Origin of the sequence: Rhizobium sp. 57MFTsu3.2, from assembly GCF_012932765.1 — a bacterium.
GTDB classification, from domain to species: domain Bacteria; phylum Pseudomonadota; class Alphaproteobacteria; order Rhizobiales; family Rhizobiaceae; genus Rhizobium; species Rhizobium altiplani.
On sequence record NZ_JDWI01000001.1, the window covers coordinates 329774 to 355070 of the forward strand.

At 60.9% G+C, this 25297-nt stretch carries 19 protein-coding genes and 1 tRNA gene; 15 read left to right on the plus strand and 5 right to left on the minus strand.

Translation table 11 applies throughout. The features are described 5' to 3' along the window. Positions 1 to 136 precede the first annotated feature (136 nt). The 6 genes from pncB (at position 137) to AF71_RS31460 (ending at position 6195) form a co-directional block, all read left to right on the plus strand. Positions 137 to 1441, plus strand: coding sequence for a nicotinate phosphoribosyltransferase (pncB, locus tag AF71_RS01630; RefSeq protein ID WP_062375730.1), 1305 nt, complete (start codon positions 137 to 139; stop codon positions 1439 to 1441). A 107-nt stretch (positions 1442 to 1548) separates the two neighbouring features. Beyond that, positions 1549 to 1941 (plus strand): hypothetical protein, encoded by a 393-nt coding sequence (locus AF71_RS01635; protein ID WP_169679440.1) that lies wholly within the window; start codon positions 1549 to 1551, stop codon positions 1939 to 1941. A 134-nt stretch (positions 1942 to 2075) separates the two neighbouring features. Continuing rightward, positions 2076 to 2597, plus strand: a complete 522-nt coding sequence (gene msrA / locus AF71_RS01640; protein ID WP_169679443.1) for a peptide-methionine (S)-S-oxide reductase MsrA — start codon at positions 2076 to 2078, stop codon at positions 2595 to 2597. Positions 2598 to 2857: 260 nt separating this feature from the next. Then, positions 2858 to 4000, plus strand: coding sequence for a Xaa-Pro peptidase family protein (locus AF71_RS01645; protein WP_169679446.1), 1143 nt, complete (start codon positions 2858 to 2860; stop codon positions 3998 to 4000). A 223-nt stretch (positions 4001 to 4223) separates the two neighbouring features. Further along, positions 4224 to 4925 carry a gamma-glutamyl-gamma-aminobutyrate hydrolase family protein gene (locus AF71_RS01650; RefSeq protein WP_246733555.1) on the plus strand — a complete coding sequence of 234 codons (702 nt, stop codon included), beginning with the start codon at positions 4224 to 4226 and terminating at the stop codon, positions 4923 to 4925. 484 nt (positions 4926 to 5409) lie between these two features. Further along, positions 5410 to 6195 carry a hypothetical protein gene (locus AF71_RS31460; RefSeq protein ID WP_246733556.1) on the plus strand — a complete coding sequence of 262 codons (786 nt, stop codon included), beginning with the start codon at positions 5410 to 5412 and terminating at the stop codon, positions 6193 to 6195. 121 nt (positions 6196 to 6316) lie between these two features. On the opposite strand, the gene AF71_RS01665 is transcribed toward AF71_RS31460, so the two are convergent. After that, positions 6317 to 7006, minus strand: coding sequence for a CerR family C-terminal domain-containing protein (locus AF71_RS01665; RefSeq protein ID WP_113470499.1), 690 nt, complete (start codon positions 7004 to 7006; stop codon positions 6317 to 6319). A gap of 131 nt (positions 7007 to 7137) precedes the next feature. Between AF71_RS01665 and AF71_RS01670 the strand changes: the two genes are divergently transcribed. Together AF71_RS01670 and AF71_RS01675 are read left to right on the plus strand one after the other, a co-directional pair. Further along, complete coding sequence (locus AF71_RS01670) at positions 7138 to 8253, plus strand: HlyD family secretion protein (protein ID WP_169679452.1); 1116 nt, start codon at positions 7138 to 7140, stop codon at positions 8251 to 8253. Continuing rightward, complete coding sequence (locus AF71_RS01675; RefSeq protein WP_169679454.1) at positions 8250 to 9836, plus strand: DHA2 family efflux MFS transporter permease subunit; 1587 nt, start codon at positions 8250 to 8252, stop codon at positions 9834 to 9836. Before AF71_RS01670 ends, AF71_RS01675 begins: the two co-directional genes overlap by 4 nt. Before the next feature lie 148 nt (positions 9837 to 9984). Here the strand turns inward: AF71_RS01675 and AF71_RS01680 are convergent, their stop codons facing one another. The 3 genes from AF71_RS01680 to AF71_RS01690 all read right to left on the minus strand — a co-directional run bounded on the left by AF71_RS01680 (position 9985) and on the right by AF71_RS01690 (position 14450). Further along, a complete protein-coding gene (locus AF71_RS01680) occupies positions 9985 to 11985 on the minus strand; it encodes a tyramine oxidase (RefSeq protein WP_113470614.1) in 2001 nt (666 codons plus the stop codon). A 40-nt stretch (positions 11986 to 12025) separates the two neighbouring features. Further along, positions 12026 to 13435 carry an aldehyde dehydrogenase family protein gene (locus AF71_RS01685; protein WP_169679456.1) on the minus strand — a complete coding sequence of 470 codons (1410 nt, stop codon included), beginning with the start codon at positions 13433 to 13435 and terminating at the stop codon, positions 12026 to 12028. Positions 13436 to 13547: 112 nt separating this feature from the next. After that, positions 13548 to 14450: a helix-turn-helix domain-containing protein gene (locus AF71_RS01690; RefSeq protein WP_245267902.1), complete on the minus strand. Its 903-nt coding sequence runs from the start codon at positions 14448 to 14450 to the stop codon at positions 13548 to 13550. Positions 14451 to 15035: 585 nt separating this feature from the next. On the opposite strand from AF71_RS01690, the gene AF71_RS01695 reads away from it, so the two are divergent. Together AF71_RS01695 and AF71_RS01700 are read left to right on the plus strand one after the other, a co-directional pair. Beyond that, positions 15036 to 16274, plus strand: a complete 1239-nt coding sequence (locus AF71_RS01695; protein WP_051085557.1) for an efflux RND transporter periplasmic adaptor subunit — start codon at positions 15036 to 15038, stop codon at positions 16272 to 16274. Beyond that, the gene (locus tag AF71_RS01700; protein WP_169679458.1) at positions 16271 to 19471 is read left to right on the plus strand and encodes a multidrug efflux RND transporter permease subunit; all 3201 of its coding nucleotides are present in this window, start codon (positions 16271 to 16273) and stop codon (positions 19469 to 19471) included. Before AF71_RS01695 ends, AF71_RS01700 begins: the two co-directional genes overlap by 4 nt. 255 nt (positions 19472 to 19726) lie before the next feature. Here the strand turns inward: AF71_RS01700 and AF71_RS01705 are convergent. Further along, a tRNA-Ser gene (locus AF71_RS01705) sits at positions 19727 to 19816 on the minus strand. 229 nt (positions 19817 to 20045) lie between these two features. Between AF71_RS01705 and AF71_RS01710 the strand changes: the two genes are divergently transcribed. The 5 genes from AF71_RS01710 to AF71_RS01730 all read left to right on the plus strand — a co-directional run bounded on the left by AF71_RS01710 (position 20046) and on the right by AF71_RS01730 (position 25293). Then, positions 20046 to 20363, plus strand: coding sequence for a hypothetical protein (locus tag AF71_RS01710; protein ID WP_018855299.1), 318 nt, complete (start codon positions 20046 to 20048; stop codon positions 20361 to 20363). Between the two features lie 262 nt (positions 20364 to 20625). Continuing rightward, a complete protein-coding gene (locus AF71_RS01715; RefSeq protein WP_169679460.1) occupies positions 20626 to 21618 on the plus strand; it encodes a BMP family ABC transporter substrate-binding protein in 993 nt (330 codons plus the stop codon). Positions 21619 to 21686: 68 nt separating this feature from the next. After that, positions 21687 to 23198 carry an ABC transporter ATP-binding protein gene (locus AF71_RS01720; RefSeq protein WP_025659799.1) on the plus strand — a complete coding sequence of 504 codons (1512 nt, stop codon included), beginning with the start codon at positions 21687 to 21689 and terminating at the stop codon, positions 23196 to 23198. Between the two features lie 7 nt (positions 23199 to 23205). Beyond that, on the plus strand, positions 23206 to 24309 hold the full coding sequence (locus AF71_RS01725; protein WP_169679462.1) for an ABC transporter permease: 1104 nt from the start codon (positions 23206 to 23208) through the stop codon (positions 24307 to 24309). Between the two features lie 12 nt (positions 24310 to 24321). After that, a complete protein-coding gene (locus AF71_RS01730; RefSeq protein WP_112666304.1) occupies positions 24322 to 25293 on the plus strand; it encodes an ABC transporter permease in 972 nt (323 codons plus the stop codon). The last annotated feature ends 4 nt before the right edge of the window (positions 25294 to 25297 follow it).

A 25297-nucleotide genomic window follows, 5' to 3' on the forward strand; every position in this document is an offset into this window, starting at 1 on the left:
CTGTCGGACGGGGCCGGCAGGTTGCGTTTGTTTGCGCTGGACTTTACCGGCTGATTTTTCGATAAGAAACGCACGAGCCGGTCTTCGTGCGTCGGCTTATGACGCGACGTGTCCGGTTTGGGAATGGGCGGAGTTCATGGCCAAGACCGATATCGCAAGGCGCGTTTACAATCACACCTGGAAGCTCGATCCGATTGTTCGCAGCCTGATCGACACAGACTTCTACAAGCTGCTCATGCTGCAGATGATCTGGAAGCTCTATCCAGACGTCGACGCGACGTTCACGGTGATCAACCGCACCAAACGCGTGCTGCTGGCCGAAGAGATCGACGAGGGCGAACTGCGGGAGCAACTCGACCATGCGCGTTCGCTCCGCCTCTCCAAGAAGGAGATGATCTGGCTCGCTGGCAACAGTTTCTATGGGCGCGCGCAGATCTTCGAGCCTGAATTCCTGGCCTGGCTCTCTCATTTCCAGCTTCCCGAATACGAGCTGTCGAAACGCGATGGTCAATATGTGCTCGACTTCCACGGATCGTGGAAGGACACGACCATGTGGGAAATTCCGGCACTTGCCATCATCAACGAGCTGCGCTCGCGCTCCGCGATGAAGGCGCTCGGACCGTTCACGCTCGATGTGCTCTACGCCCGCGCCAAGGCACGGATGTGGGAGAAGGTGGAGCGGCTGCGCGAATTGCCGGGGCTGCGGATCTCGGATTTCGGCACACGCCGCCGCCACAGCTTCCTGTGGCAGCGTTGGTGCGTCGAGGCTCTGAAGGAAGGCATTGGTCCTGCGTTCACCGGCACCAGCAACGTCCTGCTCGCCATGGACTCCGACCTCGAAGCCGTCGGGACGAACGCCCACGAGCTGCCGATGGTGGCGGCCGCATTGGCCAAGAACGATGCGGAGCTGCGCAACGCCCCCTACAAGGTTCTGCGCGACTGGAACAAGCTTTATGGCGGCAACCTGCTGATCGTGCTGCCGGATGCGTTCGGCACGGCCGCCTTCCTGCGCGACGCGCCCGAATGGGTCGCCGATTGGACGGGCTTCCGGCCGGATAGCGCCCCACCGATCGAGGGCGGCGAGAAGATCATCGACTGGTGGAAGAAGATGGGCCGCGATCCGCGCCAGAAGCTGCTGATCTTCTCGGACGGGCTCGATGTCGACGCGATTATCGACACCTACAAGCATTTCGAAGGCAAGGTGCGCATGAGCTTCGGCTGGGGCACCAACCTGACGAACGACTTCGCGGGCTGCGCGCCGACGGAGATCTCGGGGCTCAACCCGATCTCCATCGTCTGCAAGGTCAGCGACGCCAACGGCCGGCCGGCCGTAAAACTGTCGGACAATCCGCAGAAAGCGACCGGCGACCCTGCAGAGGTCCAGCGTTACCTGAAGTTCTTCGGAACCGAGGACCGCGTCGACCAGGCGGTGCTCGTCTAGCGCTGCCGCCTGGCTCTCTCCAAACACATTCCCTTGCGCTCCGGCCACATTGTCGCCCAACCGTGACTGATGCTCGGCGGGATGATTCCCGCTTATGGAGAAAGACTTTGAAGAAAGCCTCAGTTGCCGCAATCAGTATTGCCGCGGTGGCACTCGCGACACCGACCCTCGCTGCCGAGAAAGCCGCCACGTCTTCGCTGATTGGCACGCCGTGGATCGAGACCAAAGCCCAGTCCGACCTGCCAGGCCCGATGATGATCTTCCTGCCGAAAGGCAAATTGCTGATCGACTCCTGCTGGGAAACCTATGCTCTCAGGACTTGGAAACAGGCGTCTTCCAAGGAGATTTCATGGGATGAGGACGGCGCCATCATACACGCCAGGATCAAGGCCGCTTCAGCCGATGGCCTCACCCTTCAAATCACTGCCGGCAAGGATATCGTCGAGCGGACCTATGCTGCTGCAAAGGCTCCATATGTCTGTCCGGATATGAAGCGGTAGTTTTGAACCGCCAATCCTGAAACGGCGGCGGCGATACGCAGTCTGGCAAAATGCCACGCCAGTCCCCATTTAATGTCGCAAGAAATGGGTGCCGATGTTTACCGCCCATTGTTTGACTGGAAAGGACGTTTCCAATGACCGTAGAGCGTGCAGTACTGGCGGGCGGCTGCTTTTGGGGCATGCAGGACCTCATCAGGCGGTTCCCCGGCGTCGTATCCACTCGCGTGGGCTACACCGGTGGCGAGGTCGCCAATGCGACCTATCGCAATCACGGCAATCATGCCGAGGCGATCGAGATCCTGTTCGATCCCGCCAAGACCAGCTACCGCGACATCCTCGAGTTCTACTTCCAGATCCATGACCCGACAACGGTGAATCGGCAGGGCAATGATCTCGGCGCCAGCTACCGGTCGGCGATCTTCTACGCCAACGACGAACAGCGTGCGACCGCCGAGGACACGATCGCCGACGTAGACGCCTCGGGTCTATGGCCCGGAAAGGTCGTTACCGAGGTTGTTCCGGTCAGCGATTTCTGGGAAGCGGAACCCGAGCACCAGGACTATCTGGAACGCATCCCGAATGGCTATACCTGCCACTTTGTACGGCCAGGCTGGAAATTGCCGAAACGCGAGCAAAGGGCCGCGGCTGGCCAATGAGGCATTCCTCGATCCGCAGTGGGGATCGTATGCTCTAGACAAAATGAGGCCTTGCCGTCACGGCAGGGCCTTTTTTGTATGGACGTCGGTGAACAGCGGACAGCGACAGCACGCATTGAACCCGCGGCCGCAGGGTGCCACTTGACCACCGAACTGCAGCTTCGCATCGAGAATGAATCGGGTGGATCACTGTCGACAATCTGACGACATGATCGTATAGGCGGCTCACCATCCGGCTCCGCGAACAAGGAAACTCCGATATGTCCTGGTCCCATCCCGTTGCGAAGATCACCGATGACGAACGGCGCCAGCGCCTCGCGCGCCTGCAGGCCGCACTCGAAGATAAAGCTCTTGACGGCTGCCTGCTCGGCTCGACGGAGAGCCTCCGCTATTTCACGGGCCTCGACTGGCACCCAAGCGAACGATTGCTTGGCGCATTGGTGACGCCAAAGGGTGTACGCTACATCGCGCCGGGCTTCGAAAAGAGCAGGGTCGAGAGCCTGCCGCGTCTGCCGGGTGAAATTGTCATTTGGCAGGAAGATGAAGCGACCGCGGCGCTGATCGCCTCGCTGCTGCCGGCAAATGCCAGACTGGCGCTCGACGATGCCCTGCCGCTGTTCATCTACCACCAGCTTGCCGGCGCCTTCGGCGCCGACCGGCTCGTCGACGGCGGACGACTGATCCGCGACCTGCGGCTCAGGAAGTCCCAGACCGAAATCGCTCTTATCCAGTATGCCATGGGCCTGACGCTGGAGGTGCATCGCCGCGCGCATTCCTTCATCAAGCCGGGCGTCAGGTCTTCGGAAGTCGTGCGTCATATCGACGAACAGCACCGCGCACTGGGCGCCGAGGGCGGATCAAGCTTCTGCATCGTTTCCTTCGGACTAGCGACGTCGCTTCCTCATGGCGCCGATGGTGACCAGATCTATGCACCGGGCGACGTTGTTCTCGTCGATACGGGTTGCCGGCTCGACGGCTATCATTCGGATCTCACCCGAACCTACGTGCTGGAGGAGCCAACGACGGAATTCGCTGCCGCCTGGGCAATCGAGCGCGAGGCCCAGCAGGCGGTGTTCGAGGCCGCCCGGCTTGGCGCTTCTTGCGGCAGTCTCGACGATGCCGCCCGCCGTGTACTGGCCGAACATGGCCTCGGTCCGGATTACGCCCTACCCGGCCTGCCGCACCGCGCCGGACATGGTCTCGGGATGGAAATCCACGAAGAGCCCTATATCGTTCGCGGCAACGCCACCAGGCTGGAATCCGGCATGTGCTTCTCCAACGAACCGATGATCGTCTTCCCCGGTCGCTTCGGCATCCGGCTCGAAGACCACATCCACATGACCGAGACCGGAGCTGAGTGGTTCACGAAGCCGGCGAAGGGCCCGACCGAACCCTTTGCGTGATCTCTTGGTGCAGAGTTCGCAAGACTTGCACCTCGATAATTGCCTTTCTGTCGTCGGCACCTGGGATGCCTGGCGCGATCCGCGCTACCGGAATCGAGATTCAAAAACGCAATATGACGAAGCCACGTCGAGCGTCCGTCGAAAGGGTGACTGGCATGGCACGCCCTGATACGACTTGATAGAAATCCCGCGCGATTCCCGGATGGATCAAGGTAGCAACCCAATGAAGCGCAGACCCACGATCGCCGTCATCATGGACGAAAACACCAGTGCTGGTGGTGACCGGTATGATATTTCGAAACGCTACTTTGCAGCCATTGATCGTGCAGGGGGGTTTCCATACGGCATTCCCTACGTGCCAGACCTCGTAGACCAAGTGGTTGATGAATTCGATGGGTTTTTAAGTGTCGGAGGGCGCATCAACTTTCCGAAACAGTGGTACGTCGACGGCGATCAGTCTCGCTACCCGATCTCTGATCGTCTCGCAGTCGAGATAGCGCTGATGAAGGGGTTCCTTGCCCGCGATAAACCAGTGCTCGGCGTTTGCAACGGGATGCAGATGCTCGGGTGCCTACATGGTTGTCGCATGGTTTCGGATGTGCACTCCTCCTGGTCGGGTGCGATCAATCATGACCGCGGCAATCCGCTCCATGAGGTAACCATCCAAGCCGGCACAAGAATGGCTGATATCTTTGCTGCCGAGACATTCAGCGTAAACACCTTCCACAGGGAAGCAATCGTAGAGCTGTCCGACAGTGTCGTTGCTACTGCCCGTGGCTTGGACGGCGTTGTCGAAGCGATTGAGGTACCCTCGCTATCTTTCGCGATGGGGGTACAGTGGCATCCGGAATTGTTTGATCCCGCAGACCACCCTGGCTCTCGAATATTTGACGCGTTCGTCAAAGCGGCGAACCAGCGCTTGTAACGCTCCAGCAGAACAGCTCTTCTTCTGCGTACATCCATTTCAGCAACCGGCCTAACGCCATCGTCGCAGCTCTATACCGGTGATCTGCCACGGAGTTCCATGGATCAGCTTCCGGTTAGTCGAATGAAGAAGGCGAGGCTGGCGACGGCGGCCCGGTTATTTGACTGTTGTGCCGTGAGGTCGCGGACAACCGCGAAAATCAATTAGGGAAGCTCCACGAAGGAGCGAATTGTACTTCGGCTTGCATGGAATTGGAGAGCATACCCGAGCCGGCGCTCAGATGTTTTCAGGATAATACTCACCACGCGATTTCACGCAGTTTCACGTATCTGAGCGGTCACACACGCGTGAATTGACGGATGTCAAGCGCGACATATATCCCCTGAAAGATACAATATCATGAATGTTTTCATCATCTTATCCTGAAGATGGGCTTTTTCCTGTGGCTGCGCTTTCTGCCATCAGGGGAGCCGAGGAGCATTAAGTGAGATTGAAACATTTCCTATTCGGCCTGCTGGGTGTTGTGATCGTTGCCTGTGCGGGTTTCTTTGCAATTGCCTGGAAATCCGCGATAGCGCCGATCAGGCCGCCGGATCGCACATCCTTCGATCAGGCGCTAATCCACAAGGGCGCGATGCTGGCCGCGGTCGGCAACTGTACAGCCTGTCATACGCAACCGAGCGGCCGTTCCTTCGCTGGCAGTTTCGCCCTGCCGACCCCATTCGGCACCATCTATTCCAGCAATATTACGCCCGATCCGGAAACCGGCATTGGCACCTGGTCGGAGGCGGCCGCCGTGACGCTGATCGTGACGGGCTTCCAGGTCTCGCGACTGCTGCACCGACAAGAGGATGCTTCAACGATGGACGCGAACGATCGCATATCGAACAGCTTCAAGACGATAGCGACCTGGCTAGAGCGCATCCTGGCGCTGGTGATCCTTGGCGGGGTCGCCGTTTTTGGCCTGAGCAGCGCGCAGACTCTTTTAGCGATGAGTTGGGGGCAGACGGACACATTCTATGAGTTGATCTATCGGGTGTTGTTGCTGGTGATCGCCATAGAACTCGTCCGCACGCTCGTCACTCACGACCTCAGGGCGATACTGGAGCTGCTCGCGTTTGTCGTGGCCCGCAAAATGCTCAAGCCTGACTTGAACGTCATCGACATTGTCTTAAGCGTTCTGGCATTTGTAGCCCTGTTGGCAGCCAATTATTGGTGGCTCTCCCCTTCCTCGCCTCAAGGGAGCGACGGGTCCGATGTTGCGCCGTGAACTCAGAGCACTGCTTGAGGTCGAAGGGGCTTATTCTGGTGACCCAGAACGGGGACGAGCAAACGGAAGATTGGCGTGTACGCTTGCCCCGCCGTGTCCGTGCCCAGGTTCCCTCAAGACGTCATGATCGATAGGAATTCAGGATGACGGTTGTGTGTTTTCTCACGACCGATTTCAGGGCCTCGATCCTCTCGGGTGTGATCTCCTGCCAGCCCATCATGTCTTCCACATGCTCCCGAGCAAGATGGACGATAATCAGCTGCCCGTTGATCGTGGTACACACCATGCCGATCTCCTCGTCGGTTAGACGATTTCTGGAGACGCGAGCGACGATGGCAGCGCAACACTCCTGAATTCGCCTGCCCGTGGCACTTTTGCCGCTCGATTTACTGGTCGGCGAATTTGACGGCGAACGATGCTGGGCCACGAACAACGCGCGGCTGGCCGCATCCGGCATCGCGAACAGAAAATCCGCGAGAGCCTCCAGAATTCTGCAATAACCGTCGATGACCTTGTCCGCGTCCGCTTTGGCCGTGAGGAGTTCCTCGACCTCACACGTGACAGGTCCGATAGCTTCCCAAGCGGAGGCATGAATGTCCGCGATGCAGGCCTCGTAAAGACCTTCCTTGTTCTCAAAATAATACTGCAAGGACGGTGCCGGCACGCCTGCCGCGCTGGCGATCTCCCGGGCGGAAACGCCAGCAAATCCGTTCTCACCGAACAACGAGATTGCCGTCTTGATGATCCTCGCCTTGGTTTCGTCACCCCTTGGGTAGCCGCTCTCGGCATTGCGTCGTCTCAAACTCGTCATCAATCACTCCTTGTCCAGCGGACAATACCATGACGATAAAATTTATTCCATCTGTAAAAATTCTTCCAGTTGACAGAATTATTACGCGTGTAATAATTCACGCAATTCAACGAACACCAAGCGACTTGACCATGGACGCTATTGTCTCCCCAAAAACCGCTTCCTTGCCGGAAGCAAAAATACAAACGAAGCGCAGCCGCGCGCGATATGCGCTGGCCACCATTGGAGCCATTGTCGCCATCGGCGGCGGTTATTATGGCTACGACTGGCATAAGAACGGACGCTTTATCGAGAGCACCGACAATGCTTATCTTCGCGCCGATCAGGTCTCGATGGCCCCCGTGCTTTCCGGGCAGATCGCGGAGGTATATGTCTCCGATAACCAGACGGTCACGGCGGGCCAGCCGCTCGTCAAGATCGATCCCCGCCGCTACGAAATGGCGGTCCGCGAGGCCAAGGCCACCGTCAACGCCCGCCAGGCGGACGTCGCCAAGAGCGAGGCCGACATCAAGCAGCAGGACTCTGTGATTGCACAGGCTGCGGCCGACCTCGAAAACGCGACCGAGAATGCCGAACTCGCCCAGAAGGACTTCGACCGGACGTCGCCCCTCGCCGCCCGCGGCATCGAGAGCCAGCACAAGGGCGAGCAGGCGAGGAGCGCGCTCGAACAGGCGAAATCCGTTGTTCGTCTGAAGCAGGCTGTCCTTGCTGCGGCCCGGCAGCAGACGACCGCCCTGAAGGCGCAGGTCGAACAGGCCCATGCGCAACTGGTTGCCGCCCAAGAGAGCCTCGGCAAGGCAGAAATTGATCTCGACGACACGGTGCTTCGTAGTGCGATCTCCGGCAGGATCGGCGATCGCACGGTCCAGGTCGGACAGTTCGTCCAGCCGGGCACGCAGCTGATGACGGTCGTTCCAACCGACGACATCTACCTTGTGGCCAACTTCAAAGAAACGCAGATCGGGGACATGCGAGCAGGGCAACCCGCCACGATCACGATCGACGCCTATCCCAATTTCAAGGTCACAGGTGTCGTCGACAGCTTCGCGCCGGGAACAGGCGCGCAATTCGCCCTGCTGCCTCCGGAGAACGCGACGGGCAACTTCACAAAGATCGTCCAGCGTGTTCCGGTCCGCATCAAGCTGGAGACGGGACAGAAGATGCCGCCGCTGCTGCCCGGCCTCTCCATTGAAGTCTCGGTCAACACCAAGGTTTCGACCTTCGACAAGGTGGCGTCGGTGCAATGAGCGCGCAATCGATATCGGTCCAGGCGGCTGCGCCTCAGCCGGATGCCGCGAGCCTCACCGACTGGGTCGCCGTCGTCGCCGGCGCGATCGGCGCGCTGATGGCCACGCTCGACATCTCGATCACCAACACCGCGCTGCCGCAAATCCAGGGAGCCATCGGAGCCAGCGGCACAGAGGGGACCTGGATAGGCACGGGATACCTCGTTGCCGAGGTCATCATGATCCCCCTGACCGCATGGTTCACGCGTCTGTTGGGGCTGCGAACATTGCTTCTGGTGACGACCACGGCATTCGTTCTATTCTCCATGTTCTGCGGCCTGTCCGACAGCCTGCTCGCGATGATCATCGGGCGCGTCGGGCAAGGATTTTTCGGCGGCGCCTTGATACCGACCGCGCAGGTCATCGTCAGAACCCGGCTGCCGCCCCACCAGATGCCTGTCGGAATGAGCATCTTCGGCGTCATCGTGCTCATCGGGCCGATCCTCGGACCGGTGCTCGGAGGATATCTCGCCGAAGAGATCACCTGGAGATGGTGCTTCTTCCTCAATTTGCCTGTCGGCATCGCGCTCGCTGTTCTGCTGCTTGTCGGCCTGCCGCGCCAAAGTCCAAACCTTGGGCTGTTGGCCAAGGCGGATTGGTGGGGAATCGCGGGCATGACGTTGGCGTTCAGCTGCCTGACGGTCGTGTTCGAAGAGGGGCAACGCGAGGCCTGGTTCGAGTCTCCGATGATCGTGCAGCTGAGCCTCGCCTCGCTCCTCGGGTTCGTCGTGCTGTTCGTGACCCAGAAGACCAGTGTCGACCCGGTCATCAAGCTCTCGCTGCTCCGGAACGGTGCCTTCGCCAGCGCTACGCTGATCGCCCTCGCCGTGGGGGCAGCCACCTACGGCGCGACCTTCATCCTTCCGCAGTTCCTGAGCACGATCGCAGGATACAATCCAAGACAGGCGGGCGGCATCATGGCCTTGTCCGCAGTTCCAGTGCTGTTGCTCGTTCCGATCCTTCCCCGTGTCGTCGGCCGTTTCGACGCGCGGATCATGGTCGCGCTCGGCCTGGTCTTCTTCGCGGCAAGCTGCTTCGTCGACATCGGGCTTAGTCCGGATAGCGCCGGAGGTGATTTCACCATCTCGCAATTGCTGCGGGGCGTGGGACAGATCCTGGCTGCGATGCCGCTCAACCAGGTCTCCATGGCCGCTATCGGACGCGAAAATGCGGCCGACGGCGCGGGTATCTACAGCATGGCCCGCAATCTCGGGGGCTCGATGGGTCTTGCCTTGAGCGGCGTCGTCATCGACCAGCGCAGCGCTGCCCATTCGGACACCATACGCGAGGCGCTCACGGCAAATTCGATCGCCGGCCAAGCGCGCCTTGCAGTGAGCGGGGTCAGCCAAGGCATCGATGCGGCCACGGCGAAGCTTCGCGCAATATCGCAGCTGTCGAGCCTCATCGAACGCAACGCGCTCGTTATGACCTATAGCGATTGCTTCTGGCTGATGGGCGTTATGATCATCGCGATGACGCCTGTCGTCTTGCTGCTGCGGCAACCCAAGAAGACCGCTGCGGCGGGGCTCGTCGCTGGACACTGAATATGTCATGCGCGCGACATCGCAGTGTCGCGCCGATTGGCAAGCTCAAGACTGCGGTTCGATCCATCACAAGGATCGTACTCGGTGAATGGGCAAGGCAGAGGAAAAGGGGCGCCCAGTGGGCGCCCCTTCGTCATCGTATGTTCGCTTACTGTTGGGCGTTCTGGATCGCAGGCGGAACGTTGCGGATCGTCAGCGCCGGGTTGTGGGCGAAGAAGTTGTGCGGCTCGATGTGGATGGTCTTCCACTCGGTTGACATGACCGGCCAGTCTTCCATGCGCGGGATGTGGTGGAAGCCTGCAGTGAACCAGGTCACGACATCCTTGCCCATCAGGGGCTTGTTCGCCTTCACCCATTCCGGCAGCGTGTCGGAGCCGTCGCTCTGCATGGCAAACTTGCCGCCGGCATACTGCTGGTCCGCATTGTAGACCGTATTCCAAACCGAGTACTCGATGTAGGCATTGCGCTTCATCGGCGGGTCCTTGGCGAAATCGAAGGGACCGTAGGCCACGTCGCCGTGATGGACCATCCAGCCCGGTTCCTGGCCGAGATAGCCTTCGCGGGACGGATCGGAGATCATGAAATAGCGCGGCTTCATCGCCGAGAGCTGATAGCGAGCTTCCATCTCCGTCTTCGGCATGGTGTGTTGCACTTCCCACATCGACCGGCGCGGGTTCTTCGGGTCGACCTTGGAGGGAACGATGTCCATGGTGCCGAAGTGGTTGGCCGGCTGGTCGACGTCGAAGTCGATGCGGAAGTTGAAGTAGTGGTCGTGGTTGGCGGCCACAAGGTTGGGCGCGATCAGCGTGCCGTGGGCGGTGTCCGCAGCGGCGGTCGGATCGTTCATCGAGGTCGATGCGACACCCTTCACCGCATCAAGGCCGGTTGCGCCGATCATGATGCGGATCTGGCCGTCCTGCTGCAAGCGATAGTCCATCAGGTAGTCGTAGTTGCCGACTTCAGAAGCCGTACGCACGACCAGCTCGGTGGCCGGGCGGCCTTCAGCCGGAAGCGGCTTTTCGGGCGTCTGGGCGAAGACCTCGAAGTGACGCCAGGCCGGATCACCGATCGAGCGCTCGAAGACGCAGATCGCATCCGGGATCGTCAGTGGATTGCCCTTGTCGTCAGCAATCGTCGCCGGCAGGAAGGTAGCGTAGCTCGGGCAGTCGACGCCGGCACGCAGCGGGCTCAGGAACAGGCCGAATCCGTATTCCCCGCTATCCATGTAGGTGCGCCAGTACCAGCCTTCGGTCGGGTCCATGTAGGGCACGAAGACTTCCGACAGGTGCGACTGGTAGATAACCGAACGCCACTTGTCGCCGTCCTTGACGTCGAGGTTGGAAAGCACCAGGCCCGGACGCTTGTCGACGCGGAAGTTGAAGCGCCACAGGTCCCATTCGAGATGGCTGCCTGTGATCTTGTAGTTCGGGCCGCCTTCCTGGGAGAGCGTGGCCATGTTCATCTTCGGGCGCAGCGGCTCGCGAGCCTCCACTTCCTTCTCGGTATAACCCCAATTGTCCCTCGGGCCTTCGATGGCACCGTTGTCTATGACCTTCAGCACTTTCTTCTTGCCGATGTCGTAGACGGCGAAGAGACCTTCAATCGGCTTTGCGTAGTAGTTGGAGCCATCCGGCACACGATAGCAGGGCACCTTCATCAGGCGGGAATTCTTGTATTCCTCGGTGAAGAAGTTGCCGGCCGTCAGGGGCAGGCAGAAGGCCTGCTCCGGCGTCAGGCCGCGCTTCTTCAGGCCCGCCACCATGTCCGGATTCTGCAGCGCGCCGGCCAGCGCGTCCATGAATTCGGTGAAGAGGACCATCGGCTGGCCCTTGATCGGCGTCGTGCTTTCGACCTTGCCGGTGGTGATGTTGACGACGGCTTCCTTGAAGCCCTGCGGGCTCGTCAGCTGTACCTTCGCCTCGCGGTCGAGCGGCTTGTCGCCGTCCTTCCAGGAAAGCACGTCGGCCTTGGCCGGCTCCTTAAGCTCGATCAGCGGGTAGAGCGTATTGTCGTCCACCACCTTCTCGTCGCGCAGGATCTTGTTGATCTTCTGGTATTCCTCCGCCGTCAGGCCATCCAGCGGATGGGCGAAGGCAGCGGGTGCGCCAAGCGCCAGCACGAGGCTGGCCGAAGCCAGATATCGCTTCATTGTCATAATCTCCTCCCTTGTTATCTCAGGACTTGCATGCTCAAGCGAACACCACCTGGATGTCCGTGTATTCCTCTAGCCCCTCTACGGCGAACTCGACGCCGAAGCCGGAGGCCTTGACGCCGCCGAAGGGCGCGTTCGGCTGGATTGCGCCATGCTTGTTGATCCAGACCGAACCGCATTCCATGCGAGCCGCGACCTTCTTGGCGGCGGTGAGGTCGGAGGACCAGACCGAGCCGCCGAGGCCGTTCGGGCTGTCATTGGCCATACGGATCGCATCCTCGATGTCCGAATACTTGATCACCGGCAGCGCCGGGCCGAACTGCTCCTCGTCGACCAGCGCATCGCCGTTCGAAAGGCCCGAGACGATGGTCGGCGGGAAGAACAGGCCCTCGCCCGCTTCACCGCCGAGCAGCACCTTGCCGCGGCCCTTGGCGTCGGCGACGAGGCGGCTCACCTTGTCGAACTGCATGCGGTTCTGGATCGGCCCGAGAACGCTCGTTTCTTCAAGGCCGTTACCGACCGGGATATTCTTCGCATAGGCGACCAGCGCCTCGCAGACGGCGTCGTGGATGGACTCATGCACATAGAGGCGCTTCATGGCGGCGCAGGTCTGGCCGTTGTTGATGAAGGCGCCCCAGAACAGACCTTCGGCGATTGCCGCCGGATCGGCGTCCGGCAGCACGATGCCGGCGTCGTTGCCGCCAAGTTCCAGCGTCAGGCGCTTCATCGTTTCGGCAGCCGAGCGCATGACCTTCTGGCCGGTGGCGCAGGAGCCGGTGAAGACGACTTTGCGGATGTCCGAATGGGCTGCCATGGCGCCGCCGAGGTTGAATTCGCCCGTATCGTCGCCGGTAACGACGTTGAGCACGCCGGCCGGCAGCACTTCGTTCATGATCTCGACGAGGCGCAGCGTCGAAAGTGGGGTCAGCGGCGACGGCTTGACAACCACCGTGTTGCCGGTGCGCAGCGCCGGCATGATATGCCAGATCGCGATCATGACAGGGAAGTTCCATGGCGTGATGGACCCCACGACACCGAGGGGCTTGCGGTGCAGCTCCACGCGGCCCTGCTCGTTGTCCTGAAGCACCTTGACGGGCAGCGAAAGCCCGGTCGTGTAGCCGGCCCAAGCAACCGTGCCGCCGAGTTCCCAGCGCGAGCCCAGGCCGTTCAGCGGCTTGCCCTGTTCGCGGGTCAGAAGTTCCGCGAGTTCTCCGGCATGCGCTTCGATGCGGGCGGTGACGGCGGCACAGGCGGCCTGCAATTCTTCGTCGCTCTTGACCGACCAGGCCGGAAACGCGGCCTTGGCGGCGGAGACGGCGGCGTCAAGCTCGGCCGCACCCATGTTCGGCGCGCGACCCACTTCCTCGCCCGTCGCCGGGTTCAATACGCTGAAAGTCTTTTGGCCGTTGACCGGCTTACCGTTGATCGTCGCGCTGTGCAGCGTCATGATCGCCTCCTCCCTTCAAGCCCCACCTCATGCAGGACTATTGGCGGGATAGCCTATACGAAGTGCTCGAGCCCCACTTGGACGGGGCCGTCCAGCGCATTGGACAAATCCGTCAATGGCAGCGCTCGACAGGGCTGCGGACAACTGCGCCCGGCGTGATGCCGTATTTTTTGCGGAACTCGCGGTAGAAGTAGGAAAGGTCGTTAAAGCCGGCATCGAAGGCGATGCCCGCGATCCCCTGCCCGCCCTGGCCTTGCTGCGGCGCGCCAAGGCGCGCACGCGCAAGCTCCAGCCGGCGACCGAGCAGCCGGTGGCCGGGCGTCTCGCCGAGCGTCTGGAAATGCCGCTGCAGCATGCGTTCGGAGACATTGAGGCGGCGGGCAAGTTCGCTCGGGCCGAAACCAGGATCGGCGCAGTGGCGATCGATCAGGGCGAGCGCCCGCGACAGCAGCGTTTCGGCCGGCCGCGCTTTCTCCTGGGTCCGGATACCCTGGAGATACGCGCCCATCAGGCAGAAGAAGGCTTCGCCGAGCTGCGTCGTCGCGCCCGGCTCGGCGAGCATTTTCGTCAGCACCGCGCGCATGGCGACCCACAGCGGGTCGTCGCGGCTGATCGCGACGCCACCGGTGCATTCCTTGCCAAAGCGGTGCAGCATTTCGTGGCGCGGCATGTGCAGCGACACCTGGCTGGAGCGTACGCCGTCATAGACAAAGGAGGACGGCAGTACGGAATCGACAAGGAACATATCGCCGGGCAAAAGTGTGGCCGTCTTTTCGCTCTGCTCGACGCGGCAGTGGCCCTCGTCCTGGATCAGAAGGAAGAGATGCTCGCCTGGGTCCTGCCGGATCGAGCGGGTGCTGCGGCTGACATGGCGCGCGTCGAGCCCGACCACGGCCGTCTCGAAGTAGCCGATGCGGCGGCTCGCAACATCACCGGCCATGGTACCGTCGCGGCCCATCGGCTCGAGATCGAAGGCACCGCAAACCTTGCGCAGCTCCGCCTGCAGAATTTCCACCGGAACCGGTTTATGGACTGGTGTTATCAGTGACTGCATCATGCCCTCCCTGGCCTTTGCAGATGGCTTGCATGGGATCGTATCACGTTACCCGTCGCGGGCGCTGGATATGCCTCCACCCCCTGCCGGCCATCTCCGCCAGAAGCCACGCCCAAGCGGCCGGCAATGCCGCTTCCAGCGGCGCCCGGTGACGGTAGAACATAGTCTCGATGCGGATTTCCTCCCGCGTACGGCCCATAATTGACTGACCGGTCGGTTGATGCAAGTACTTTCTACTGGAGCCGGCTTTCGAATGTGATTGATGCTCACCCTTGGGTACGGCCGCGACTCTCCCACTTTCACCCCCTTCGATCGTGTCGGGACTGGATGGCCTCTTTTGGGTGGACACGGTGGCCAGGCGAGACGGCAGTGCAACCGGCTGGCAGCACTCCTGGGCACGCCTTAGCAGCCGCCGTGTTTAAGCTATTGCAACTTCAGCGATCTACAGGAATATTAGTGTCTACTTCGCCGGGGGAGATACTGGTCGTTCATAGGCGAGGCGCACGTGCATTACAGCTGAGGCGTTGAAGCGGTTGAGGCGGCAAAATGCGTGGTAAATTGTATCGAAGCCTACAATTATCGATCACGCTTGCTGCAACGGCAGCACTATCCGCGTGTGACGGCAGCAAGAACGAATACGTTCCGCCACCACCGCCGGTGGTCCATGTGGCCCAGCCGCTGGTGCAGCCGGTAACCACCTATTTCGAGCTGACCGGCAATACCGCTGCCTTTAACAGCGTCGACATCGAGGCACGCGTCCAAGGGTTCCTCGACACGATCGACTACCGTGATGGCGCGTCGGTCAAACAGGGTGATCAGCTCTTCTCGATCCAGAGCAATACCTATACGGCGCAGCGCGATCAGGCGCAGGCATCGCTGACTTCCGCGAAAGCCTCCCAGGTCGGGCGTCAGCAGGAGTACCAACGACAGCTGGCGCTCATAAAGCAGCAGGCCACCACCCAGACCAATGTGGACACCGCGACGGCCGCCTATGATGAAGCGAACGCGAACATCCTCAACGCCCAGGCGAGCCTGCAACTGGCGGAGATCAATCTCGGCTATACCCGTGTTCTGGCGCCTTTCGACGGCGTGGTGAGCGCTCATCTCGTGGATGTCGGCGCGCTTGTCGGCGTTGCCGGACCGACCAAGCTTGCCACGATCGTCCAGCTAGATCCGATTTATGTCTATTTCAACGTCAGCGAACCGCAGGTCCTGGCGATCAAGCAGGATTTGGCACGGCAGGGCAAGACATTCCGCGAAGTCGACCTTCCGAATGTTCCTGTCGAGATCGGCCTGCAGGGCGAAGACGGCTATCCGCATAAGGGTCGCCTTGATTATGCGGCGCCACAGGTCGATGCCTCGACAGGTACGCTGCAGGTCCGCGGCTTGCTCGACAACAAGGACCGCGCCCTGCTGCCTGGCTTTTTCGCCCGCGTGCGGGTCCCGGTCGGCCATCGCGACGGCGGCATATACGTCCGCGACGAATCGATCGGTTCCAACCAGCAGGGCAGCTACGTGCTGGTTCTCGGCAAGGATGACGTCATCGAGCAACGCCAAGTCAAGACTGGCCAGCGGCAGGGAAGATTACGGGTGATCGAGGAGGGTCTCGATCCCGGTGACTGGGTGGTCGCCGAAGGTATTCAGCGGGCAATTCCAGGCGCGAAAGTCGCGCCGGAGAAGGTCAAACTGGATCCCGGCGAGGACGCAACCTCTGCTCCCCATGCAACAGTCGTGCCCCGGACCGATACGCCTGCACCCTCTGCTGCGGAAGCAGCCAAGCCATGATCTCGCGCTTTTTCATCGAGCGGCCGGTACTGGCCAACGTTCTCGCTCTGGTCATGGTGCTGATCGGCGCCGTGGCGTTGATCCAGCTGCCCGTCGCGCAATATCCGAACGTCGTTCCGCCGACCGTATCGGTGACGACGCGCTATCCCGGCGCCAGCGCCAAGACGCTCGTCGATACCGTCGCATTGCCGATCGAGCAGCAGGTGAACGGCGTTCAAGACATGATCTACATGCAATCGACGAGCGCCAGCGACGGCACCTACTCGTTGAACGTCACCTTTGCCATCGGCACCGATCCAGACCAGGCGCAGGTGCTCGTCCAAAACCGCGTGGCAATCGCCATGTCGTCGCTGCCGCAGGCCGTGCAGCTGCAGGGTGTAACCACGCAGAAGAAATCGACGTCCATCCTCGGCTTCGTCACTCTGACCTCGCCGGACAACCGCTTCGACAGTCTCTTCCTCTCCAACTATGCGGTCATCAACCTGCAAAGCGAGCTCTCGCGTCTACCGGGCGTCGGCAGCGTCACGGTTTTCGGCGCGGGCCAGTACGCGATGCGCATCTGGATGGATCCCAATCTTCTGCAGGCACGGGGCCTGACGCCGAACGACGTGATCTCCGTCGTGCAGCAACAGAGCCAGGAGGTGGCGGCCGGCCAGATCGGCATACCGCCGGTGCCGACCGGCCAGGATTTCCAATACACGCTGAACGTCAATGGCCGCCTCAGCGAGGCGCCCGACTTCGAAAACATCATCGTCAAGGTCGATGCCGAGAACGGTGGCCGCATTACGCGCATCCGGGACATCGGTCGGGTCGAGCTGGGTGCCCAGACCTACAGCCAGACCTTCATGCAGAACGGTCATCCCGCGACCGGCATCGGCATATTCCAGCTGCCGGAAGCCAATGCTCTTACCGTCGCCCAGGAGGTGGGCGTCAAGATGGCCGAGCTCTCCAAGAGCTTTCCGCCGGGATTGCAATACCAGATGCCCTTCGACACCACAAAGTTCGTCACTGCCTCGATCGACGAAGTCTACAAGACGCTTATCGAGGCGGGTGTTCTGGTGCTGATCGTCATTCTCGTTTTCCTGCAGGACTGGCGGGCGACGCTTGTGCCGGCAACCACGGTGCCGGTGACGATCATCGGCGCCTTCGCGGCCATGGCCGCCCTCGGCTTCACCGTCAATCTGTCGACCCTCTTTGCCATCGTCCTTGCCATCGGCATCGTCGTCGACGACGCCATCGTTATCGTCGAAGGCGTCGCTCGCCACGTCGAGAGGGGCCTGCCGGGTCGCGAAGCCGCCGAGAAAGCGATGGATGAGCTGTTAGGGCCGGTGATCGGCATCACGCTGGTGCTGATGTCGGTCTTCATTCCCGCAGCGTTCCTGCCGGGTCTAACCGGGCAGCTCTATCGGCAATTCGCCCTTGTAATTGCCGCCACCGCCCTGATCAGCGCCATCAACGCCATGACGCTGAAGCCGACGCAGTGTGCCCTTTGGCTGCGGCCACCCGTCCCGCCGGAACAGCGCAACTTCCTCTACCGGGCCTTCAACCGCGCCTACGATCCGATCGAGCGCCGTTACGCCGGCCTGATCGGCCGGATGGTGCACCGCAGCGGCCTGATGGTCGTGATAGCGCTCGCGCTAATCGCGGTGGCTGGCTGGGGTCTGGCCCGCCTGCCGACCGCCTTCCTGCCGGTCGAGGATCAGGGCTATGTGCTCATCGGCGCTCAGTTGCCCGACGGAGCCTCCAAGGAGCGGACCGATCAAGTCATGCAACAGGTCGGCACGATCGCCGCGGCGACACCGGGGGTCGAAAACGTACTGACCATCAGCGGCATTTCGGTGCTCGATAACAATGCCAGCCTGCCGAACGCAGGCGTTGTCTATGTCGTACTGAAGGATTGGGGCGCGCGCGAGAAGGAGAGGGGGCAGGACCTACTGTCGATCTACGAGCATCTGAACGGCGCGCTGAAGGAGGTGCTCAACGCCAATACACTTGTGCTCGTGCCGCCCCCCATCCAGGGCATCGGCAATGCCAGCGGCTTCACCATGCAGGTGGAGATCCGCAATGGCGATTTCGACTACCCCCTCCTCGAATCTCTGGCCAACAGCATCGTCAGCAACGGCAACAGCCAGTCCGCTCTACAACGGCTGAGCACCAGCTTCCGCGCAGGCGTGCCGCAATTGGCGGTCACCGTTGATCGGATCAAGGCCGAGACCCTTGGCATTGAAGTCGGCCAGGTCTTCTCCGCGCTTTCCGGCTATGTGGGATCCAGCTATGTGACGCAGTTCAGCAAATTCGGTCGCACCTTCCAGGTCTATGTGCAGGCCTCGCCCGACGCGCGGGTCAGCCCTGAGGACATCCGCAGGCTGATGGTCAAGGCGGGCAACGGCACCATGGTGCCGCTAGGAACCGTGGTCGACGTCACTCCCATGCAGGGCCCGTCCCTGATCAGTCTCTACAACCTCTATCCCAGCGCCACGATCGTTGGCGGGGCGGCGACGGGGTTTAGCTCCGGCCAGGCGCTCGATGTGATGGAGCAGATCGCCAGCAATACACTGCCACCGACCGCTGGCTTCGACTGGACGGCAATGTCCTACCAGGAAAAGGCCGTCGGTTCGCAGATCTACTTCGTCTTCGCACTCGCCATACTGCTCGTCTATTTCGTGCTCGCCGGCCAATATGAAAGCTGGATCCTGCCCCTCGCTGTGCTGCTGGCGGTGCCTCTGGCGCTACTTGGTACGGTCGGCGCACTCATGGCGATCGGCGTTGCCAATAACCTCTATACCCAGATCGGCGTTATCCTGCTGATTGCGCTCGCCTCCAAGAACGCGATCCTGATCGTTGAGTATGCCCGCGAGCAACGCATGCAGGGGATGGAAATCCTGGAAGCAGCCGTGGAGGCGGCGCGCCTGCGCTTCCGCCCGATCTTGATGACATCCTTCGCCTTCATCCTCGGGGTGCTTCCGCTGGTCCTTGCTACAGGCGCGGGCGCCAACGCGCGCCGGTCGATCGGCATCTCCGTGTTCAGCGGCATGCTTGCCTCGACCTGCCTTGCAGTCCTCTTCGTGCCTTCCTTCTATGTCGTTCTTCAGCGCTTCGAGGAATACCTCAAGCGTCGCAAAGCTCCAGCGCCGGCGTCAACCGCCTCCTCGGAAACCGAGGCAAGGGTTACCTCGGCGGGCTCCGACGGCGATTAGAAGATAGCTGATTCCGATGGCAGCCCATGAACGCTGGTCGCTGGGTGGCCCTCTTCCCTGCTGGAATTCTACGTTAACGGGGGGCGACGCGTTTGCTCCAACGGAGCGAGGCGCTCTGTCCGCATTAGCGAAGCGGCAGCTCTGTCGACGCAGGTAGCGACAAACTCAGCCGTGGACCGGCCGCGGGCTGAACGGCGGACCTGACGGACGCCAAAGAAACTATTCCAGTAAAAACAAGTATCTTCAGAAGATATTTGGCGGACAGAGAGGGATTCGAACCCTCGGTACGCTTTCACGTACACACGCGTTCCAGGCGTGCGCCTTCAACCACTCGGCCACCTGTCCTTTGGCGGTCTGCATCGGCGAAGATGCAAATCGTCGGAACGGCCGCGATATATACCGATGAATTTCTGTCGATCAACCCAAATCTAACAGTTTTTTGACTTCTTCCGGTAAAAGTGCGCTCACGCCCTCCATTGCAGCTCCACCCCTCCATCACTATCTTTTGTAGAGGTTGACGAATGGCGCGGCTGGCCGGGAAAATGCCTGCCATGTTTGATCGCCGGAGAGTTCGATGCGTTTCCTTTTGCGTTTGACGAGTCTTGTCGCGCTGGCCGTTGCCGTCATCGCCGGAACGGTCGATTCCATCCAGTCCGTTGCCGCCTCTTCCGTGGTCATTACCCCCATGGGCGACGCATGGCAGGACCTCAGCCCCTCCTCGCTGGAAAGCCTGCAATCGAGCATCGCCTATTATATCCACCCGCGCTTTTACACGCTTGCCTTCCAATGGCTGATGCTTCAGCCAGCATTCGCCGTGTTCCTGGTGTTGTCGCTGCTGTTGTGGATGGCAGGCTACAAGAGATCGCCTGCGGCTGGCCGATTTGCAGCATAACAAATAGCGTCGACCAGTTCCGGGGTTGGCTAGAAAAATCGCAACCCAACGATGATTTTGTGCAAAAAACAGCCCGCCTGAGCTGATTTTTGGCAATTGCGGCAAATTTTTACCAGTCGAAAAATTTCTCGTGAATTTTTTTTTGAGCCATGCAAGGATGCGCCCAGCCAGGCCTCCGGGGGGAGGTCGGTGGTTCCGCAGACATGCCTGAAACAGGCTTGCGGGAGGACCCAAACAAATAGAAACAATAGGGCTGCAACTCATGAAAAAATCCCTTCTGACTCTCCTGGCCGTGGCTGCCATGTCCACGACGGCGCTGGCCGCGGACGTCAAGCCGGCGCTCGTTTACGGCACCGGCGGGAAGTTCGATAAGTCTTTTAACGAAGCAGCCTTTAATGGCGCTGAGAAGTTCAAGAAAGAAACCGGTATCGCCTATCGCGACTTCGAGCCGACCGGTGACACGCAGGGCGAGCAGGCAATCCGCAACTTCGCAAGCCGTGGCTTCAACCCGGTTATTGCCGTCTCCTTCGCCTGGACCTCGGCCATCGAGAAGGTCGCAGCTGAATTCCCCGACACGAAGTTCGTCATCGTTGACGCCGTCGTCGACAAGCCAAACGTTCGTTCGGTCGTTTACAAGGAAGAAGAAGGCTCCTTCCTCGTTGGCACTCTCGCAGGCCTCGCATCGAAGTCCGGCAAGGTCGGCTTCGTCGGTGGCATGGACATCCCGCTGATCCGCAAGTTCGAATGCGGCTACGAGCAGGGCGCACGCTCCGTCAAAACCGATATCGAGGTGTTCCAGAACATGACCGGCACGACGGGCGCTGCCTGGAACGACCCGGTCCGTGGTGGCGAACTCACCAAGAACCAGATCGATCAGGGCGCTGATGTCATCTACGCGGCAGCAGGTGCGACGGGCCTCGGCGTGTTGCAGACGGCCGCTGACAACAAGAAGCTCTCGATCGGCGTCGACAGCAACCAGAACCACCTGCATCCGGGCTCCGTCCTGACCTCGATGGTCAAGCGCGTCGACCTTGCCGTCTACAACGGCTTCAGCGACGTCAAGGGCGACAAGTTCACGGCCGGCGTCCTGGCGCTCGGCGTCAAGGAAGACGGCGTTGCCGCCGCCATGGACGACAACAACAAGGCGCTGATCACGCCTGACATGCAGGCCGCGCTCGACAAGGCCAAGGAAGGCATCATTGCGGGAACCATCAAGGTTCACGACTACACGACGGACAATGCTTGCCCGAAGTGATCCGTGACTGAGACGGGCGTATGGCGGAGTCGCTCCGTCATACGCCCTTTTCGTATTTGGAGCCTGCTGTGACAGACACGCCCGCTATCGAACTTGTGGGCATCGACAAGAAATTCGGTGCCGTTCACGCCAACAAGGACATCAATCTTACCGTCGCCAAGGGTACGATTCACGGCATCATCGGGGAAAACGGTGCCGGCAAATCGACCTTGATGTCGATCATCTATGGTTTCTACCATGCCGATAGCGGCGAGATCCGCGTCAACGGCAATCCCGTCACCATCAAGGACAGCCAGGCTGCAATCGCAGCCGGGATCGGGATGGTGCACCAGCACTTCATGCTGGTCGATAATTTTACCGTGCTTGAGAACGTCATGCTTGGCGCCGAAGGCGGCGCGCTGCTCGCCAGGGGCGTTTCTTCCGCGCGCGCCGAGCTGCGCCGCCTGGAGAAGGACTACGGCCTCGAAGTGAACCCGGATGCGCTGATCGAAGAGCTTCCGGTCGGGCTACAGCAACGCGTCGAGATCCTCAAGGCCATGTACCGCGGCGCCGAAATCCTGATCCTCGACGAGCCGACGGGCGTGCTGACACCTGCTGAAGCGGACCATCTTTTCAAGATCCTTCGCGTCCTTCGCGACCAGGGCAAGACCGTCATTCTGATCACCCACAAGCTGCGCGAGATTATGGCGATCACCGACACGGTGTCGGTCATGCGCCGCGGCGAGATGGTGGCGACCCGCAAGACCTCCGAAACCACGGTCGAGGAGCTTGCCGAACTGATGGTCGGTCGCCGCGTCCTGCTGCGCGTGCAGAAGGGTGAAGCCAATCCGGGTAAGGTGATCCTGTCGGTTCGCAATCTCACGGTCAAGGACAACCGCGGCGTCATCATGGTCGACAACGTATCCTTCGACGTCCGTGCCGGCGAGATCGTCGGCATTGCCGGCGTCGCCGGCAATGGGCAGTCCGAATTGCTGGAGGCGATAGCAGGAATCCGCAAGCCGCATTCCGGCGAGATCTTCCTCGACGGTCAGCCGATCGACAAAGCCGATCCGGCGCGGTTGCGCGAGCTCGGCCTAGCCCACATCCCCGAGGACCGGCATCACATGGGGCTGGTGCTGAAGTTCGAGGAGTACGAGAATTCCGTTCTCGGCTACCACCGCAATCCCGGCTACAGCAAGGGCCCGCTGCTCGATCTCGACGCGATCCGCAGGGACGCCATGGAGAAGATCGAAAAATACGACATCCGCCCGCCGAACCCGCGGCTGAAGACCGCGAACTTCTCCGGTGGCAACCAGCAGAAGATCGTCGTCGCCCGCGAAATCGAGCGCGATCCGACGGCGCTGATCATCGGCCAGCCGACGCGCGGCGTCGATATCGGCGCCATCGAATTCATCCACCGCCGGATCATCGAGATGCGCGATGCAGGCAAGGCGATCCTGCTCGTCTCCGTCGAGCTCGACGAAATCCGCGCCCTTTCAGACCGTATCCTTGTCATGTTTGCCGGCCATGTCGTCGGCGAGAAGACGCCCGATGCCGGTGAACAGACCCTCGGCCTGATGATGGCCGGCATTGCCGCGTGAGGCCTTGATGAGCACTGCTTCAGTTCCACTTCCAAATTGGATCAACTACGGCCTCATTCCGCTGTTGAATCTGCTTGTCGCCTTCCTGATCTCCGGCTTCGTCGTCTGGCTGATCGGCGAAAGCCCGCTTGCGGCCCTGTCGCTGCTGATCGAGGGCGCACTCGGCAGCGGCGAAGGCATTGGTTTTACGCTCTATTATGCGACGAGCTTCATCTTCACCGGGCTCTCCGTGGCGGTCGCCATTCATGCTGGCCTGTTCAACATCGGTTCGGAAGGGCAGGCGTATCTTGGCGGTCTCGGCTGCGCGTTGGTTGCGCTGGCGCTCGACCACTATGTCCCCTGGTATGTCACCATGCCGGTGGCCGTGGTGGGTGCCGGCCTGTTTGGCGCCGCCTGGGCCTTCATCCCCGCCTTCCTGCAGGCAAAGCGCGGCAGCCACATCGTCATCACCACCATCATGTTCAACTATATCGGCGCGGCGCTGATGGTGTATCTGCTGGTGCACGTTCTGATCGTCCCCGGCAAGATGGCGCCGGAAACCCGCACCTTCCTGGAAGGCGGCCAGTTGCCGAAACTCGGCTGGCTGATGAACCTGTTCGGTGCCAAGCTCGGCGCAGCACCGTTCAACGTCTCGTTCCTCATTGCCCTCGCTGCCTCCTATTTCGTCTGGCTGCTGATCTGGCGCACCAAGCTCGGCTTCGAAATGCGCACCCTTGGCGTCAGCCACAGCGCGGCGGCCTATGCCGGCATCCCGTACGCCCGCATCGTCATGACCGCGATGCTGCTGTCGGGGGCGCTTGCCGGCATGATGGCGTTGAACCCGGTCATGGGATCCTCGGCCCGCCTGCAGGTCGAGTTCGTGGGCGGCGCCGGTTTCGTAGGCATCGCCGTGTCGCTGATGGGGAGAAATCATCCGGTCGGGATCATCTTCTCGGCGATCCTCTTTGGCATCCTCTATCAGGGTGGCGATTGGATCTCCTTCGAGATGCCCAACATCACGCGCGAAATGATCCTGGTCATTCAGGGTCTTGTTATCCTCTTCGCCGGTGCGCTCGAATACATGTTCCGCCCCGCGATGGTTCGCGTCTATCAACAGTTCAAGGCCGCGTGAGGGGAACGGACGATGGATTATTATGACATCTTCATCAGCGTTCTGAGCTCCACGATCCGTCTGTCGATCCCGCTGATCTTCACGGCGCTGGCTGGTCTGTTCTCCGAACGCGCCGGCATCTTCGATATCGGCCTCGAGGGTAAAATGCTCGGCTCTGCCTTTGCGGCAGCCTGCGTCGCCTACCTGACGGACTCGGCATGGCTCGGCCTCGGTGCTGGCATCATTTGCTCCGTGGCGCTCAGCCTCGTCCACGGTTTCGCCTCGATCACCAATCGCGGCAACCAGATCATCTCGGGCGTTGCGATCAACTTCTTCGTCGCCGGTATCACAATCGTCCTTGGGGGCGCCTGGTTCGGCCAGGGCGGCCGTACGCCGCAGCTAACTCAGGAAGCCCGCTTTGCGCCGATCGTGCTGCCGGGCGCCGATGCCGTCCGTGAAGTTCCGATCATTGGCCCGCTCTACGCGAACGTGATCTCAGGCAACAATATCCTGACCTACCTCGCCTTTCTCGCAGTTCCGCTTTCTTGGTGGATCCTCTATCGCACCCGCTTCGGCCTGCGGCTGCGCGCCGTCGGCGAAAATCCGGGCGCGGTCGATACGGCCGGCATTTCGGTGGGCTGGCTGCGCTATCGCGCGGTCATGTGCGCCGGCATCCTCTGCGGCTTCTCGGGGACCTATCTGTCGATCGCGCAGTCGGCTGCCTTCATCAAGGATATGTCGGCCGGCAAGGGCTACATTGCACTTGCGGCACTGGTCTTTGCGAAGTGGAGACCGGTGCCCGTCATGTTCGCCTGCCTGCTCTTCGGCTTCCTCGATGCGCTGGCAAACTTCATGCAGGGCAAGCACGTTCCGCTGATCGGCGAAGTGCCCGTACAGATCTTCCAGGCATTGCCCTATATCCTGACCTGCATCCTGCTCGCCGGCTTCATCGGCGTGGCAATCCCGCCGAAAGCGGGTGGTGTCCCCTATACGAAGGAACGCTGAGAAC

Coding starts and splice junctions, on each gene's coding strand:
- AF71_RS01715 (WP_169679460.1), top strand. CDS start 20,626: ATGAAAAAATCCCTTCTGACTCTCCTGGCCGTGGCTGCCATGTCCACG.
- AF71_RS01670 (WP_169679452.1), top strand. CDS start 7,138: ATGGACGCTATTGTCTCCCCAAAAACCGCTTCCTTGCCGGAAGCAAAA.
- AF71_RS01710 (WP_018855299.1), top strand. CDS start 20,046: ATGCGTTTCCTTTTGCGTTTGACGAGTCTTGTCGCGCTGGCCGTTGCC.
- AF71_RS01665 (WP_113470499.1), bottom strand. CDS start 7,006: ATGACGAGTTTGAGACGACGCAATGCCGAGAGCGGCTACCCAAGGGGT.
- AF71_RS01730 (WP_112666304.1), top strand. CDS start 24,322: ATGGATTATTATGACATCTTCATCAGCGTTCTGAGCTCCACGATCCGT.
- AF71_RS01650 (WP_246733555.1), top strand. CDS start 4,224: ATGAAGCGCAGACCCACGATCGCCGTCATCATGGACGAAAACACCAGT.
- pncB (WP_062375730.1), top strand. CDS start 137: ATGGCCAAGACCGATATCGCAAGGCGCGTTTACAATCACACCTGGAAG.
- AF71_RS01680 (WP_113470614.1), bottom strand. CDS start 11,985: ATGAAGCGATATCTGGCTTCGGCCAGCCTCGTGCTGGCGCTTGGCGCA.
- AF71_RS01695 (WP_051085557.1), top strand. CDS start 15,036: ATGCGTGGTAAATTGTATCGAAGCCTACAATTATCGATCACGCTTGCT.
- msrA (WP_169679443.1), top strand. CDS start 2,076: ATGACCGTAGAGCGTGCAGTACTGGCGGGCGGCTGCTTTTGGGGCATG.
- AF71_RS01700 (WP_169679458.1), top strand. CDS start 16,271: ATGATCTCGCGCTTTTTCATCGAGCGGCCGGTACTGGCCAACGTTCTC.
- AF71_RS01645 (WP_169679446.1), top strand. CDS start 2,858: ATGTCCTGGTCCCATCCCGTTGCGAAGATCACCGATGACGAACGGCGC.
- AF71_RS01675 (WP_169679454.1), top strand. CDS start 8,250: ATGAGCGCGCAATCGATATCGGTCCAGGCGGCTGCGCCTCAGCCGGAT.
- AF71_RS01685 (WP_169679456.1), bottom strand. CDS start 13,435: ATGACGCTGCACAGCGCGACGATCAACGGTAAGCCGGTCAACGGCCAA.
- AF71_RS01725 (WP_169679462.1), top strand. CDS start 23,206: ATGAGCACTGCTTCAGTTCCACTTCCAAATTGGATCAACTACGGCCTC.